The sequence below is a fragment of the Bradyrhizobium sp. T-12 genome, assembly GCF_058314695.1.
In genome coordinates this window covers 1,451,608-1,465,500 of the sequence record NZ_CM177756.1, presented here as the reverse complement: position 1 = coordinate 1,465,500, position 13,893 = coordinate 1,451,608, and the positions used below count along the sequence as shown (strand labels likewise).

General features: G+C 65.4%; 14 protein-coding genes. 7 read left to right on the top strand and 7 right to left on the bottom strand.

Annotated features, from left to right (window positions below; genetic code table 11):
- Positions 1–133 precede the first annotated feature (133 nt).
- Entirely contained in the window at positions 134–2,275 is a 2,142-nt protein-coding gene (gene flhA / locus AC0WRY_RS07070) for a flagellar biosynthesis protein FlhA (protein WP_491122843.1), read from the top strand.
- Positions 2,276–2,569: 294 nt separating this feature from the next.
- Positions 2,570–2,773: a hypothetical protein gene (locus AC0WRY_RS07065; protein ID WP_106951440.1), complete on the top strand. Its 204-nt coding sequence runs from the start codon at positions 2,570–2,572 to the stop codon at positions 2,771–2,773.
- A 411-nt stretch (positions 2,774–3,184) separates the two neighbouring features.
- On the opposite strand, the gene AC0WRY_RS07060 is transcribed toward AC0WRY_RS07065, so the two are convergent.
- The 5 genes from AC0WRY_RS07060 to fliI form a co-directional block, all read right to left on the bottom strand.
- Positions 3,185–4,144: a helix-turn-helix transcriptional regulator gene (locus tag AC0WRY_RS07060; RefSeq protein WP_491122842.1), complete on the bottom strand. Its 960-nt coding sequence runs from the start codon at positions 4,142–4,144 to the stop codon at positions 3,185–3,187.
- A 201-nt stretch (positions 4,145–4,345) separates the two neighbouring features.
- Positions 4,346–5,404, bottom strand: a complete 1,059-nt coding sequence (locus tag AC0WRY_RS07055; RefSeq protein WP_491123448.1) for an anti-sigma factor — start codon at positions 5,402–5,404, stop codon at positions 4,346–4,348.
- A 37-nt stretch (positions 5,405–5,441) separates the two neighbouring features.
- The gene (locus AC0WRY_RS07050) at positions 5,442–5,987 is read right to left on the bottom strand and encodes a sigma-70 family RNA polymerase sigma factor (RefSeq protein WP_194406295.1); all 546 of its coding nucleotides are present in this window, start codon (positions 5,985–5,987) and stop codon (positions 5,442–5,444) included.
- A 180-nt stretch (positions 5,988–6,167) separates the two neighbouring features.
- A complete protein-coding gene (gene fliJ / locus AC0WRY_RS07045; RefSeq protein ID WP_011084990.1) occupies positions 6,168–6,587 on the bottom strand; it encodes a flagellar export protein FliJ in 420 nt (139 codons plus the stop codon).
- A gap of 121 nt (positions 6,588–6,708) precedes the next feature.
- Positions 6,709–8,034 carry a flagellar protein export ATPase FliI gene (gene fliI / locus AC0WRY_RS07040; protein ID WP_194406294.1) on the bottom strand — a complete coding sequence of 442 codons (1,326 nt, stop codon included), beginning with the start codon at positions 8,032–8,034 and terminating at the stop codon, positions 6,709–6,711.
- Between the two features lie 439 nt (positions 8,035–8,473).
- Here fliI and ctrA point away from each other — a divergent pair, with 439 nt between their 5' ends.
- The 5 genes from ctrA (at position 8,474) to AC0WRY_RS07015 (ending at position 11,757) form a co-directional block, all read left to right on the top strand.
- A complete protein-coding gene (gene ctrA, locus AC0WRY_RS07035) occupies positions 8,474–9,175 on the top strand; it encodes a response regulator transcription factor CtrA (RefSeq protein ID WP_008138878.1) in 702 nt (233 codons plus the stop codon).
- Positions 9,176–9,342: 167 nt separating this feature from the next.
- Positions 9,343–9,747, top strand: a complete 405-nt coding sequence (locus AC0WRY_RS07030; protein ID WP_194408189.1) for a DUF350 domain-containing protein — start codon at positions 9,343–9,345, stop codon at positions 9,745–9,747.
- 1 nt (position 9,748) lies between these two features.
- Positions 9,749–10,141 carry a hypothetical protein gene (locus AC0WRY_RS07025; RefSeq protein WP_194406293.1) on the top strand — a complete coding sequence of 131 codons (393 nt, stop codon included), beginning with the start codon at positions 9,749–9,751 and terminating at the stop codon, positions 10,139–10,141.
- 58 nt (positions 10,142–10,199) lie between these two features.
- Positions 10,200–11,360: a glutathionylspermidine synthase family protein gene (locus AC0WRY_RS07020; protein ID WP_194406292.1), complete on the top strand. Its 1,161-nt coding sequence runs from the start codon at positions 10,200–10,202 to the stop codon at positions 11,358–11,360.
- A 13-nt stretch (positions 11,361–11,373) separates the two neighbouring features.
- On the top strand, positions 11,374–11,757 hold the full coding sequence (locus AC0WRY_RS07015) for a DUF2750 domain-containing protein (protein ID WP_194406291.1): 384 nt from the start codon (positions 11,374–11,376) through the stop codon (positions 11,755–11,757).
- A 46-nt stretch (positions 11,758–11,803) separates the two neighbouring features.
- Here AC0WRY_RS07015 and AC0WRY_RS07010 read toward each other — a convergent pair whose 3' ends face one another.
- Together AC0WRY_RS07010 and AC0WRY_RS07005 are read right to left on the bottom strand one after the other, a co-directional pair.
- Positions 11,804–12,676: a CheR family methyltransferase gene (locus AC0WRY_RS07010; protein WP_194406290.1), complete on the bottom strand. Its 873-nt coding sequence runs from the start codon at positions 12,674–12,676 to the stop codon at positions 11,804–11,806.
- Complete coding sequence (locus tag AC0WRY_RS07005; protein ID WP_194406289.1) at positions 12,673–13,869, bottom strand: protein-glutamate methylesterase/protein-glutamine glutaminase; 1,197 nt, start codon at positions 13,867–13,869, stop codon at positions 12,673–12,675. The genes AC0WRY_RS07010 and AC0WRY_RS07005 overlap by 4 nt, the downstream gene beginning before the upstream one ends.
- Positions 13,870–13,893: the final 24 nt, after the last annotated feature.

The following is a 13,893-nucleotide window of genomic DNA, read 5'->3' as shown; positions in this document are numbered from 1 at the left end:
GTCGTCGGCCGCGTAGAACGGGAGGAACCCCGTGGACGCCAGTGCGGTGCCTCACTTTCGAAACGGCGGCCCATCGGCCGCCGCGCAGACGTTTGGGGCGCGCGGACGGCAGTCGCGCGGGGAGGCAGCTACCATGGTCGACGTCACCGCGGGACAGGGCGTAGGCACCGCAAGACCTGGCATCCCCTCCCTCAACGAGATCGTCACCATCCTCAAGCGCGGCGACATCGCGCTGGCGCTCGGCATCCTCACTATCCTGGTGGTGCTGATCCTGCCGCTGCCCGCGATCGTGCTGGACCTGTTCCTGGCGATCTCGATCACGCTCTCGATCCTGATCCTGATGACGTCGCTGTTCATCCAGACGCCACTGGAATTCTCGGCCTTCCCGACCGTGCTGCTGATCTCGACCATGCTGCGGCTGTCGCTCAACATGGCCTCGACCCGCCTGATCCTGTCGCACGGGCACGAGGGCACGGCGGCCGCCGGTCACGTCATCGAGGCCTTCGGCAGCTTCGTGATGGGCGGCAATTTCGTCATCGGCATCATCGTCTTCGCCATCCTGATCATCGTCAATTTCGTCGTCATCACCAAGGGTTCGGGCCGTATCGCGGAAGTCGCCGCCCGCTTCCACCTCGATGCCATGCCCGGCAAGCAGATGGCGATCGACGCCGACCTGTCCGCCGGCCTGATCGACGAGAACGTCGCCAAGCACCGCCGCAAGGAGCTGGAGGACGAGAGCGGCTTCTTCGGCGCCATGGACGGTGCCTCCAAATTCGTCCGGGGCGATGCCATCGCCGGCCTTTTGATCGTCTTCATCAACGTCGTCGGCGGGATGATCATCGGGGTAGCGCAGCAGGGCATGTCGTTCGCCGACGCGGGGCGCAGCTACACGCTGCTGACGGTCGGTGACGGCCTCGTCACCCAGGTGCCGGCTCTGATCGTCTCGACCGCGGCCGGCCTGCTCGTCTCCAAGGCCGGCGTCTCGGGCGCTGCCGACAAGGCGCTGATGAAGCAGTTCTCCGGCTATCCGCAGGCGCTCGCGATGTCCTCCGCGGTCATGCTGGTGCTGGCGGCGCTGCCGGGCATTCCGACCCTCCCGTTCCTGGCGCTCGGCGCCGGCGCCGGCGCGCTGGCCTGGAATGCCCGCAATCGCAACCGCGTCACCGCCAAGGCCGAGGAAGCCGCCAAGGCCGCACCTGCGGCCGGCCAGCCCGGCGCACCAGGCGCTGCCGCGACCGAGGAGCCGATCTCCGCCGCGCTCAAGATCGACGACCTCAAGATCGAGCTCGGCTATGCGCTGCTGCCGCTCGTCAACGGTCCCGACGGCACCGACCGCCTCACCGAGCAGATCAAGGCGCTGCGCCGCTCGCTCGCGATCGAGATGGGCTTCGTGATGCCGGCGGTGCGCATCCTCGACAACGTCCAGCTCGAGGCCAACACCTACATCATCAAGATCAAGGAGGTCGACGCCGGCACCGGCAAGATCTGGCCGAACCAGTTCATGGTCATGGACCCCGGCGGCAGCCAGGTGCAGGTGCCCGGAATCCACACCACCGAGCCGACCTTCGGCCTGCCCGCGACCTGGGTCGATGCCAGCCTCAAGGAGGAGGCCTCGCTCAAGGGCTACACCGTGGTCGACGCCGCGACCGTGCTCTCGACCCACCTCACCGAGCTGCTCAAGGCCAACATGTCGGACCTGTTGTCCTATGGCGAGGTGCAAAAGCTGCTCAAGGAGCTGCCGAAGGAGCAGAGCGAGCTGGTCAAGGACATCGTGCCCGGCCAGGTCACGGTCTCCGGCATCCAGCGCGTGCTGCAGCTCTTGCTCGCCGAGCGCATCTCGATCCGCGACCTCTCGACCATCCTCGAAAGCATCGCCGACTCGCTGGCCTTCTCGCGCAATCCCGCGACCATGGTCGAGCACGTCCGCGCCCGCCTCGCCCGCCAGATCTGCGCGCAAAACACCTCCTATGCCGGCTACCTGCCGCTGATCGCGCTGTCGGCGAAATGGGAGCAGGCCTTCGCCGAATCCATCATCGGCCAGGGCGAGGAGCGCAGCCTTGCGATGCAGCCCTCGAAACTGTCGGAATTCATGACCGCCGTGCGCGAAGCCTTCGAGCGCGCCGCGCGCGAGGGCGAGGCGCCGGTGCTGGTCACCTCCGCTGCAATTCGCCCGTTCGTCCGGTCCCTGGTGGAGCGGTTCCGGGCCCAGACCACGGTGCTGTCGCAGGCCGAGATCCACCCCAGGGCGAGGTTGAAAACGGTCGGAAGCGTCTGATTTGCCTTAAGAAGCCGTGTGTTTTTCGGCCACAGGCAAATGGTTTTTGAGTTCCAGGTGCCTTGTGGACCAAACGACGACAAGGCGCCCCACCGGCACATTACAGCTTTGAAATAATTGCCGAAATGCGCGATCAAGGGTCTCTCTTGATCGCGATCTTTCACGTCCTGTCACGCTCTTGTGATGGCCACTTGGGAACGAATCCCCCCAATACTAGGTTGTTGGGCACCGGAAGCATGAACCTGCCCAACGACGCAGGCGACTACTTCGGGTAGATGGCGGCAGGAGCCTTCCATGAACCACTCGATTTACAGCGCAGATCGCTCGACCCATTTGAAGATCGTGGTCGTTGCCCTTGTTGCCGGTATCGCGGTTGCGGGCCTTGGCATCACTGCGCGCACGACGAGTTCGGACGAAGGCCTCACCCAGACCGCACGCGTCATGAAGGCCGGCAAGCCGGTCACCATCACCAGCGCGAACACCTCGCTCGTTCGCTGAGGAGACACGAGTTTTTTGAATTCACGCGGCTCTTTACCAGCCCCCCAAAGTCGCCACGTGGATATGTAGACGACCCCAACCCCAAGTCGACTACAGAAAGCGCCCGCCCCCCCACGGGCGCTTTCTCATGTCTGGGGTGCCGATCCATTTCCGTTGCGCACCTCTTAACCCCATCATCGTGAGCGTCCCTCTCGTGTCCCGGACGCGCTGCAACGCCCTTTGCGTTGCTGCGCAGAGCCGGACCTAGGAAGCTGCACGGTTCGCTGCCACATGGGCCCCGGCTCTGCAGCGCACCGTCGAATGGACGCTGCGCTGCGTCCGGGGCACGAGATCCGGGAGTCTCGCCCAGACGCACAAAGGTCCCGGATTGCGCTGCGCTTCATCCGGGCTACGCGCGCAGAACTCGTCCGCTCACGCCTCGCGCAATTCCGACGGTGTCGCGCCAAAGCGCTTGCGGAAGGCGCGATTGAAATAGGAGAGATCGGCGAAGCCCGAGGAATGCGCGATGTCGCTGATCTTGCGCGCCCGGGCGCGGGGGTCGCCGAGCAGCTTGCGCGCCTGCAGGAGGCGCTGCTCCAGCACGAATTCGGTGAAGGTGGTGCCGGCCTGCTCGAACAGGCGCTGGGCCTGGCGCGGGCTGAGGCCCGAGCGTGTCGCGATCTCGGACAGGCAGAGATCGTTGCGGCCGAGCGCGGCCATCACGTCGGCGCGCATGAGGTCGAGGCGCGCCGCCGCATGGCCGCGGCCGCGGGCAAGGCTTGCATGCTCGGCATCGGTGCCGAGCAGGAGGCCGACGAGATCGACCATGTGCTGCGCGGTGAGACGCTGGCCCACCGCATCGAGATGCGGCGCGTGATTGGCGGCGAGCGCGTGGTAGCGAAAGATGGTCTCGGCGACGGCGCCGTCGACGAGCAGCTGCGAGAGCTTGTCCTCGGCGCGCGGATTGATCTCAAGCAGCGCGCGGCGCGGCATGCGGATGGTGGTGAAGCGGTTCTCAATGGTGTGGCCGACGGTGCCGGTGATGCTCATGTCGACGAGCACCATCTGGGCGGGCGCAAGCTCCACGGTGTGGCCATTCTGCCCGACGCGGACGAGGCCCGCATGGGCGGCGATCAGGACGAGGTCGTCGCTGCCGTCGGCGAGGTGGCTCTGGGTGCGGGAATATTGCGCGGAGGCGCCTTCCGGAATGGCGAGCGTGATGTTGTCGACCACGCTGACCTGAAGCCGGCAATCGATGCTGTCGCCCTGGCTCGGCCCGATATCGAGGCCGCAGGCACCGAAGGCCCGCTCGCGCCAATGCTCGAACGCCGGGCCGTGCGGCAGGCCGGTGTAGTGGTGAACGAAGATGCCGGGCGTTTTCGCTGCATCCATCTGATTTCCAGCCCCTCTTTCGGCTCCGCGATCGGCGGCGCCGACTGCAATTTCCGGGGATTTGACGCCGCAAATTGCCGCGAGGTTCAAATCAGGGACGGTTTCGGGGGGAGTTGTCGGGATACGACGGCGGGATGGACCGTGGCGACAGGACGAACCTGGTCGCTTGTCGTTCCGCAGGCTCCATCCGGGCTACGGCACCTACTGCTTCGCGGGGGCCTGCGGCTGCGACGGCGGCACGGTCTCGATCAGCTTGCCCGAGAACACCGGGGCGGAGGTCGGCCGGCCGTCGGGCGAGCCGCCTGATTGCTCGACGGTGACGGCGTAGGTCGCGCCGTTGACGACCTCGGCATCATAGGCGGCGAGCAGCGGACGCGCGGTGAAATCGCTGGAGCCGATCACGCCGAGCGAGCGCGGGCGCGGCAGCTTGTCGGAGATCAGCCAGAGCTCGAAGCTCTTGCCGGGCTCCGGCGTCGCGCCGACCTTGCGCACCGTGAAGTTCTTGGTCGCACCGTCGACGGTGAGAATGAAGGCGGGGCCGCCGGCCTGGCCCTGCAATAGCGCGACATATTGCGCCGACGCGGTGAGCGGCGCGCCCGGCGTCTTCACTTCCACGGTCTGGATGCGCGGCGCGGGACGCAAGGCGCCCGGCAGCGCATCGGGCAGGAAGATCTGAAGCGACAGGGTGACGAGCAACGCCGCGGCGAGCGCGCCGGCGACGGATGCGATGGAGCGCCAGCGCTTCACGCGGCCCTCGAGGCGGATCACGTTGCCATCGTCGACGACCGGCGCCTGCGGCGCGCGGACCAATGCGAGATCCGGCGCATGGACTTGCGGGATGAATTGCGGCGCGACGTCGGCAAGCGCGTCGGATTCGGGGCGCGGAATTTCCGGCGGCGCGGCTTCGGCAGGCGGCACCGCCGGGGCCTGAGCGGCCTCGATCGCAGGCTCCGCCCTCTCCGAAGCGGGCAGCTCCAGTGCAGGCGGAGGCGGCGGCGAAGTCTCCGCAAGCGCCGGCGGCTGCTGTGCCGGCGCCGTGCGCGCGATCTCGGACCTGATGTTCTCCCATACGATCGGACGCGGCTCGACCGAGCCGACCATCTGGTTGAGGACGCCGAGCCGATAGGACCACGCCTGCACGATCGCGGCGAACGCCTCGTCCACCGCCATCATGGTCTCGACCTGCGCGCGCTCGTCGGCGTCGAGCGTGCCGAGCGCATATTCCGCGGCGAGCGCGATATGGTCCTCCGAATAGGCCATCATATGCAGTCCAGAACCACCCTCACAATGAACACCCTCATAGTCCGAGGCATTCGCGAATATCCAACATGCTGCGCCGCAGCCACGTCTTCACCGTGTTGACCGGGGCTGAGAATTTCTCCGCCAATTGCTCGCGGCTCCAGCCGTTGTAATAGGCAAGAAGCACGAGCCGCTGACGGTCCGGCTCGAGCCGGCCGACGCATTCCAAGAGCCGCTTCAGCTCTTCGGTCATCTCCCGGCGCGCCAGCGGGTCGGGGCTGTCGGCCGCGACCTCCATCGCCTGAGGCTCTTCCTCGATGGAGACCTCGGACTTCTTGCGCACGATGTCGATCGCACGGTTGCGCGCAATCGAGGCCATCCACGTGATCGGCGACGACAGCGCCGGATCGAACCGGCCGGCACTGTTCCAGATCTTGACGTAGGTCTCCTGAATGACCTCCTCTGCGAGATCCTGTCGGCGCAAGATACGGAGCACGACGCCAAAGAGTTTCGCGCGCGTGGCGGCGTAAAGGCGCTCGAACGCGGCCTGATCGCCCTTCGCCACCGCCTCGATCAACCCGACCAGCTCTGCTGGCGTCAGCATTCAGCCCCCCGACACGCGGCCCGTCGCGTTCCGCGAAAGCCCGGGCACCGCACCACCATAGCGCGCGACAAAGCCGACCACCAAGGGGCGCGGCGCCACGCTGTGGACAGCGCAAGCGAAAACCCGGACCTTGCGGGTCCGGGTTTGGCAAATTCCAGGATGATCTGGCGGATGGTGCCGTTAGGCGACGGCGCCGATGCGGGCGCGCATCAGGCCGATGCTGTCGAGGTCGGCCTGCTCGCGGGCGTTCTCTTCAGCGCGCTCGCGGGCCTGGTCGCGCTCGTCGAGCAGCTCGACCTTCTTCAGCTCCTCGAAGGCCTCGGCCAGCGCGGCCTTGGCTTCGTCGAGCTGGCCCTTGAGCTCGTCGGCCGAGCGGGTCAGGTTCTCGCGGCGCTGGATCGCCGCCTTGGCATAGGTCGGGTAGGCGAAGTGCGAGGGATCGTTGATCCCGGCACGCTCTTGCTCGGTCTGGATCTCGCGCTCGAGATCGACCGACATCCGCTGGAAATCGGCAATCATGGTCTCGATCTGGGTGACCCGGCGGCGCTTCTCGTCGACCTGAAATTTCTTCAGGCGAATGAGGGTATCTCGTGACTTCATCGACTCATACTCCCCAGAAGTCCCCCCGCTGCACGTGGGACGATACCGGTCACCCCACGGGCCCAATGGGGGCCCAGACCGGTTCTGCTACTCTGTGGGATCGGATGATGACCGGACAAAGTTAGCGTTCCGTTTCCAAATTACCGAGGATGTGAGCCAACTGGCGGTAGCCGTCCGCCAGTGATGCATTTTCGTCCTTGCGCTGGCGCAGGAAGGCCTCCAGCGGCTCGTGCAGGCGGATCGCCTCGTCAACCTCGGGGCTGGAGCCGGCCCGATAGGCGCCGAGCCGGATCAATTCCTCCATGTCGGCATAGGTCGCCATGACCTGGCGCGCCCGCTGGATGACGGGCCAGAATTCCGGATCGGCCGATTTCGGCATGGTCCGGGAGACGGATTTGAGGATGTTGATCGCGGGATAGCGGCCGCGCTCGGCGATCGAGCGCTGCATCACGATGTGGCCGTCCAGGATGCCGCGGACGGCGTCCGCGATCGGCTCGTTGTGGTCGTCGCCGTCGACCAGTACCGTGAAGATCGCGGTGATGGCGCCCTCCCCGAGGCCGGGACCGGCGCGCTCGAGCAGCTTCGGCAGCTCGGTGAAGACGGTCGGCGTGTAGCCCTTCGCGGTCGGCGGCTCGCCGGCGGACAGGCCGATCTCGCGCTGGGCCATGGCAAAGCGCGTCACCGAATCCATCAGGCAGAGAACGTCCTGGCCCTCGTCGCGAAAATATTCGGCGACCGCAAGCGTCAGATACGCCGCCTGGCGGCGCATCAGCGCCGGCTCGTCCGAGGTCGCGACCACCACGACGGAGCGTGCGAGGCCCTCCTCGCCGAGGTCGTCCTGCAGGAATTCCTGCACCTCGCGGCCGCGTTCGCCGATCAGCCCGATGACGCTGACCGCGGCATCGACGTTGCGCGCCAGCATCGACAACAGCACCGATTTGCCGACGCCGGAGCCGGCGAAGATGCCCATGCGCTGCCCGCGGCAACAGGTGAGGAAGGTGTTCATCGCGCGCACGCCGAGATCGAGCGGGCTGCCTACCCGCTTGCGCGAATGCGCCGGCGGCGGCGTGTTGCGGAACGGCATCGGGGACGCGCCTTGCGGCAGCGGGCCCTTGCCGTCGATTGGCTCGCCCAGCGCGTTGACGACGCGGCCGAGCCAGGCGGACGAGGGTCGCACCAGATTGGCGGCGTTGGCGATCACGGCCTTGCAGCCGCGGCGCACGCCATCGAGGCCGGCGAACGGCATCACGACAGCATTGTTGCCGGAGAAGCCGATGACCTCGCAGGGAATGGAACGGTTGGCGCCGGTCTCGATCACCAGCCGCGCGCCGACCGACATCGCGTGGATGGGACCGGCCACCTCGACCATCAGGCCGCGCACGCCGACCACACGGCCATAGATATTGATGCCGTCGATATCGCCGATCTGTTCGGCAAGCGCCTTCATAGCGGGGCCTTCATTAAGGGGCGCACCTTCGTAATCCCCGGGGTCGCCATGCGCGATCCCGGGACTTCACGGTGAAAACCTTAAGTTTCGCCATATTTCTGAACGGCGCTTAACTTCGTGTTTACCCGCATCATTAATCATTGCGTCACTGTCTTTGAGACTGAGCGTGACTCCCCTTCAGAAGAAGGCCGAGTCGCGGGAGTCGGTTAGGCCCGTCTCTTAAAGTGGAACTTGAACGGAGCTGGGTGACGAAAGCTGCTTCTCACGCAAGACCTTAGGGCGATTCGATAAAAATTGCACCCGGGGGACTTGCGTTCCAGAATCAGGATTTGTTAACCATCTGTTGTCAGGATCCGAATCAGTTGTTCAAAGGCGTTTTGTTGAGTGCCGCGAATGCGGCCGACCTGACGCCCAGGAGCGGCGACTATGGGGAACTGGCATGCGCGTTTTGCTGATTGAAGATGACAGCGCCGTCGCGCAGTCGATCGAGCTGATGTTGAAGTCTGAGAGCTTCAACGTCTACACGACCGATTTGGGGGAAGAAGGCGTCGATCTCGGTAAATTATACGATTACGACATTATCCTTCTCGACCTCAACCTGCCCGACATGTCCGGCTACGACGTGCTCAAGCAGCTTCGGGTCTCCAAGATCAAGACACCGATCCTGATCCTCTCCGGCCTCGCCGGCATCGAGGACAAGGTCAAGGGTCTCGGCGTCGGCGCCGACGACTACATGACCAAGCCCTTCCACAAGGACGAGCTGGTGGCCCGCATCCACGCGATAGTGCGCCGCTCCAAGGGCCATGCCCAGTCGGTCATCCAGACCGGCGACCTCGTCGTCAACCTCGACACCAAGACGGTGGAAGTCGGCGGCCAGCGCGTGCATCTGACCGGCAAGGAATATCAGATGCTGGAGTTGCTCTCGCTCCGCAAGGGCACGACCCTCACCAAGGAAATGTTCCTCAACCACCTCTATGGCGGCATGGACGAGCCCGAGCTGAAGATCATCGACGTCTTCATCTGCAAGCTCCGCAAGAAGCTCGCCAACGCCTCCGAAGGCCGCAATTTCATCGAGACCGTGTGGGGCCGCGGCTACGTGCTGCGCGAGCCGCACGAGCACGAAGAGCGCATTCCCGCCTGATCTCCTTTCGTTTACGTCGCGAGCCCGACAGGGCTCGCTCCTCCCAGCCTGGACCCCGCCGCAAATGGCGGGGTTTTGTTTTTTGGGGCATCGCCTCATCTCTGGCTTAACATTTGAACCGCTATGCTTCCCCCGCCGACGAATGGTCGCTGCACGATGGGGGAATGATGATCCTGCAATCACTGGCCGGCCTGCCCGCCTTCCTGGTCTATTTCTGCACCGGGCTGATCGCGATCGTGGCGTATCTGTTCGTCTACACCCGCATCACCGCGCATAACGAGTTCCAGCTGATCCGCGACAACGAGCCGGCCGCAGCGATCGCGCTCGGCCTTAGCCTCCTCGGCTTCGTGGCGCCGCTGGTCAGCGCCATCGCGCATTCGGCCAATGTGCTGGACTGCCTGATCTGGGCCATGATCGCGCTGATCGTGCAGGTCATCGTGTTCTTTCTCGTACGCGTGCCGGTGCCGAACCTGTCCGAACGGATTGCCGCCGGCGAGCTTGCGCCGGCAATCTGGCTCGGCCTGTCCTCGCTCGCGGCCGGCCTGCTCAACGCCGCCAGCATGATCTATTGAGATGGTCGACAAACCCTCCAAAAAGGACTTCGGCAAGCGCCGGCCACGCCTGCCACAGCCATTGCCGCTGCCGACCAAGCCGCCGGTGAAGCGCTCCGGCCATGTCGCGCTGTTGGTGATGGGCACGCTCGCGGTCGGCACCACCGCCTACACGATGATGCCGCGGCAGACCTGCGAGCCGACGCCCGGCGCCGTGCCGGGACAGACCACCACGACCTGCACCAGCAGCAGTTCATCGGGCAGCGGCAGCAGTTCGCACTCGTCGCGATCGAGCTTCTTCAGCAGCGACTCGTCGAGCCATTCCTCGTCGGGGACGTCGTCCGATTCCGGCCACAGCAGCGTCAGCCGCGGCGGCTTCGGCTCGTTCGGCCACGGTTTTTCGGGCGGCGGCTAGCGCATGATCCGGAAAAGTGGCCACCGGTTTTCCGACAAGATCATGCGCAGGAAATAATATGCAGCGCATCACCTGCCTGGAGCGCGACGACTGGCGAGAGACCGCTGCGCAATGCGGCTTCGTCTTCCACACCATCGACGGCGAACGCTATTGGGACGAGCGTGCCTATTACGGCTTCACGCTGGACGAGATCGAGCGCGGCATCGAGACGCCGACCGGCGAGATCGACGCGATGTGCCTGGAGCTTGCCGGCCGTGTCATCGGCGAGGAACGCTATTTGCGGCGCCTGCAGATTCCGGAAGCGTTCTGGAGCCTGATCGCCGAGAGCTGGAAGCGCGACGACCGCAGCCTCTACGGCCGCCTCGACCTGAAATACGACGGCAAGGGGCCGGCGAAGCTGCTCGAATACAACGCGGATACGCCGACCTCGATCTTCGAGGCCGCGGTGTTTCAATGGACCTGGCTCGAACAGGCGATCGAGCGCCGCATCGTCCCGGTGCGGGCCGATCAGTTCAACTCCATCCATGAACGCCTGATCGAGGCATGGAAGACGATCGCCGCGGGCCGTCACCTGCACCTCGCCGGCGCAATTGAAAATGCCGAGGACGCCGGCACGCTCGCTTATCTCGAAGACACGGCACGGCAGGCCGGACTCTCGACCACGCTGCTCGACATCGGGCAGGTCGGCTGGCGCGACGAGGGCGGCGGCTTCGTCGATCTCGACGATGCCGACATCGCGCTCGCCTTCAAGCTCTACCCCTGGGAATGGATGTTCCAGGACGCGTTCGGCGCCAAGCTGAAGGGCGCAGCGACGCGCTGGATCGAACCGCCATGGAAGGCGGTGCTCTCCAACAAGGGCATCCTGCCGTTGCTCTGGGAGATGTTTCCGAACCATCCCAACCTGCTGCCGGCCTTCTTCGAGGACGACGCGCGGGCCGCGGAGCTCGGAACGTCCTATGTCCGCAAGCCGCTGCTGTCGCGCGAAGGCGCCAATGTCACGCTGGTCTCGGGCGGCACGCCGCTCGACGAGCAGGCGGGCCCTTATGGCGCTGAAGGCTTCATACGGCAGGCGCTGTCGCCGCTGCCGAATTTTTCCGGCAACTACGTGGTTGTTGGAAGCTGGCTGGTGAACCACGAGCCGTGCGGCCTGTCGATCCGCGAAGACGAGAGCCCGATCACGGGCAACGGCTCTCGGTTCCTGCCGCATGCGATCTTGTAGGAAGAGCTATCTCATGAAAGTGCCCCCGAAGCAGATGGCGGCGGTGATTGCACTGCCTGGCGCGAAACGCTTCGAGCATTTCATCAAAGTTGTTGCAGATCAGCAGCTCGTGTGGGGTCTGCACCGGGACGGATGGGCTCTTGCAGCGACGGATGATGGAAAGACCGTGTTCCCGCTATGGCCCGCAAAGGAATACGCCGACGTGTGCGCCTCAGGCGAGTGGAGTGGGTATGTACCTCGCTCGATATCCTTGAGCGACCTCCTCGAGGTACTCCTACCGAAGTTGCAGATAGATGGTGTCTTGCCAGGCGTCTTCTTCACGCCTGCGAGCAAGGGCGTTACGCCATCGGCAGAAGAAGTGAAGTCCGCCCTCGAGACCGAACTGCAAAAATACTGATGCACGGCCTATGCCTCTCCCCGCAAGCGGGGCGAGGCAAGAGAGCTCACCTCGCCGCGGCGACCTTCAGCGACGGCGGCATCAACCCGCCCATGGGGCAGCCGGAGCGTGCGGGGTTGAGCTGGTAGAGACCGCGACGCTCGGTGATGGGACGGAACGCATCGGTGATGCCGACGACGGATTCGGCGGCCCCGAGCAGCAGCGTGCCGTCGGCTTCCAGGCCCTTCGCCATCCGCTCGAAGATCACGGCCTTGGTGTCCTGGTCGAAATAGATCAGGACGTTGCGGCAGAAGATCACGTCGAACGTGCCGAGATGGGAGAAGTCCTGCAGCAGATTGAGCTGGCGGAACTGGACCATCGCGCGAATGTCGGCGTTGAGCTGCCACAGCTCGCCGGTTTGCGTGAAATACTTCATCAGGTGCTGGATCGGCAGGCCGCGCTGCACCTCGAACTGGCTGTAGATTCCGGCCTTCGACTTCTCCAGCACCTCCTGCGACAGGTCGGTCGCGACGATCTCGATGCGCCAGCCGGCGAGGGCCGCGCCCATCTCCTTGATACACATCGCGATCGAATAGGGCTCCTGCCCCGTCGACGACGCCGCCGACCAGATGCGCAAGGATTTGCGCGCCGCGCGGGCCCGGATCAGTCCCGGCAGGATGGTCTCGCGCAGATGATCGAACGGAATCTTGTCGCGGTAGAAGAAGGTCTCGTTGGTGGTCATGGCTTCGACCACGTCGGTGGCAAGCCGGCCGTCACCGTTCCTGATCTTCAGCACGAGATCGGGAATGCCGGGAAGGTTGGCCTTGCGCGCCAGCGGCAACAGCCGGCTCTCGACCAGATATTGCTTGTCGGGCGACAGATCGAGGCCGGAGCGCTCTTTCAGGAACTTGCGCAGATAGTCGTAATCGACCGGCGTCACGAGCGGTCTCCCGCGAACAGGCGGTTGACCTTGGCGCCGATCTGGTTGAGCGGCAGGACCGCCGCGCAGATGCCGGCATTGGCCGCCGCGCCCGGCATGCCCCAGACCACGCTGGAGGCTTCGTCCTGCGCGATCACGCTGCCGCCGGCGGCTACGATGTCCTTGCCGCCGCGCATGCCGTCCGAGCCCATGCCCGTCAGGATCACGGAGAGGATGCTGCCGTGCCAGATGTCGATGGCGGAGGTGAAGAGCGGATCGACCGCCGGCTTGCAGAAATTGACGGCGGGGCCGTCGTCGAGCGCGATCACGGTGTCCACGCCGCTGCGCGCGACGCGCATGTGCTTGCCGCCGGGCGCGAGATAGATCCGTCCCGGCTTCACCGGCTCGCCGTCGACCGCCTCGGCCGCCGGCTTGCGGCTCGAACGCGCCAGATGCTCGGCAAGGATGGTCGTGAAGGTCGGCGGCATGTGCTGGGTGATCAGCACGGGGACGCGGTCGATCACGGGGCCGAGCTCGGTGACCAGCGCCATCAGCGCCTGCGGACCGCCGGTCGAGGAGCCGATCAGCAGCACCTTGGGGGCCTGATTGGAGAACGGGCGCAGGCTCAGCGCCCCTGACGATGCAGCCGGCGCGGCGGAAGCCGATGCGGGCGCGACCGGCCGTGCAATCGGACTGCGCAGGGCCGGAGCCGGGCTCGCAGGCACGAGCGGCGGACTTGCAACCGCGGGCTTGCGGCGCAGCCGCGCGCCGAGATGACGGATCTTCTGGATCAGGTCGTGATGAAAGATGTCCGCGGCCGACGCCTCGCGCGTCGATTCCGGCTTCGGAATGTAATCAGCCGCGCCGAGCGACAGCGCCTTGAAGCTGATCTCCGCGTTGCGGCGGGTCAGCGTCGAGGCCATGATGATGACGAGATCGCGCTTCTTCGCCAGGAGTTGCGGCAGCGCCGAGATGCCGTCGAGCTCGGGCATTTCGATGTCGAGCACGGCAACGTCGGGATTGATGCGTTCGAGCTGGTTGACCGCCTCGAGCCCGGTGCGCAGCGAGGCTGCGACTTCCATGTCGTGCTCGGCGCCGACCCAGCGCGAGATCAGACCGCGGATGACGACGGAGTCGTCGACGATCATCACCCGCAGCGGCCCCGCTTCGCGCGAGCCGGTCGTGGTCGAATTACCTGCGAACGCAACACTCATTACTCACCAACTCAGACTGAAAGG

What these genes read in the sequence shown, in the direction of transcription:
- flhA (WP_491122843.1), top strand. Translation starts at nt 134, where the DNA reads ATGGTCGACGTCACCGCGGGACAGGGCGTAGGCACCGCAAGACCTGGC.
- AC0WRY_RS07065 (WP_106951440.1), top strand. Translation starts at nt 2,570, where the DNA reads ATGAACCACTCGATTTACAGCGCAGATCGCTCGACCCATTTGAAGATC.
- AC0WRY_RS07060 (WP_491122842.1), bottom strand. Translation starts at nt 4,144, where the DNA reads ATGGATGCAGCGAAAACGCCCGGCATCTTCGTTCACCACTACACCGGC.
- AC0WRY_RS07055 (WP_491123448.1), bottom strand. Translation starts at nt 5,404, where the DNA reads ATGGCCTATTCGGAGGACCATATCGCGCTCGCCGCGGAATATGCGCTC.
- AC0WRY_RS07050 (WP_194406295.1), bottom strand. Translation starts at nt 5,987, where the DNA reads ATGCTGACGCCAGCAGAGCTGGTCGGGTTGATCGAGGCGGTGGCGAAG.
- fliJ (WP_011084990.1), bottom strand. Translation starts at nt 6,587, where the DNA reads ATGAAGTCACGAGATACCCTCATTCGCCTGAAGAAATTTCAGGTCGAC.
- fliI (WP_194406294.1), bottom strand. Translation starts at nt 8,034, where the DNA reads ATGAAGGCGCTTGCCGAACAGATCGGCGATATCGACGGCATCAATATC.
- ctrA (WP_008138878.1), top strand. Translation starts at nt 8,474, where the DNA reads ATGCGCGTTTTGCTGATTGAAGATGACAGCGCCGTCGCGCAGTCGATC.
- AC0WRY_RS07030 (WP_194408189.1), top strand. Translation starts at nt 9,343, where the DNA reads ATGATCCTGCAATCACTGGCCGGCCTGCCCGCCTTCCTGGTCTATTTC.
- AC0WRY_RS07025 (WP_194406293.1), top strand. Translation starts at nt 9,749, where the DNA reads ATGGTCGACAAACCCTCCAAAAAGGACTTCGGCAAGCGCCGGCCACGC.
- AC0WRY_RS07020 (WP_194406292.1), top strand. Translation starts at nt 10,200, where the DNA reads ATGCAGCGCATCACCTGCCTGGAGCGCGACGACTGGCGAGAGACCGCT.
- AC0WRY_RS07015 (WP_194406291.1), top strand. Translation starts at nt 11,374, where the DNA reads ATGAAAGTGCCCCCGAAGCAGATGGCGGCGGTGATTGCACTGCCTGGC.
- AC0WRY_RS07005 (WP_194406289.1), bottom strand. Translation starts at nt 13,869, where the DNA reads ATGAGTGTTGCGTTCGCAGGTAATTCGACCACGACCGGCTCGCGCGAA.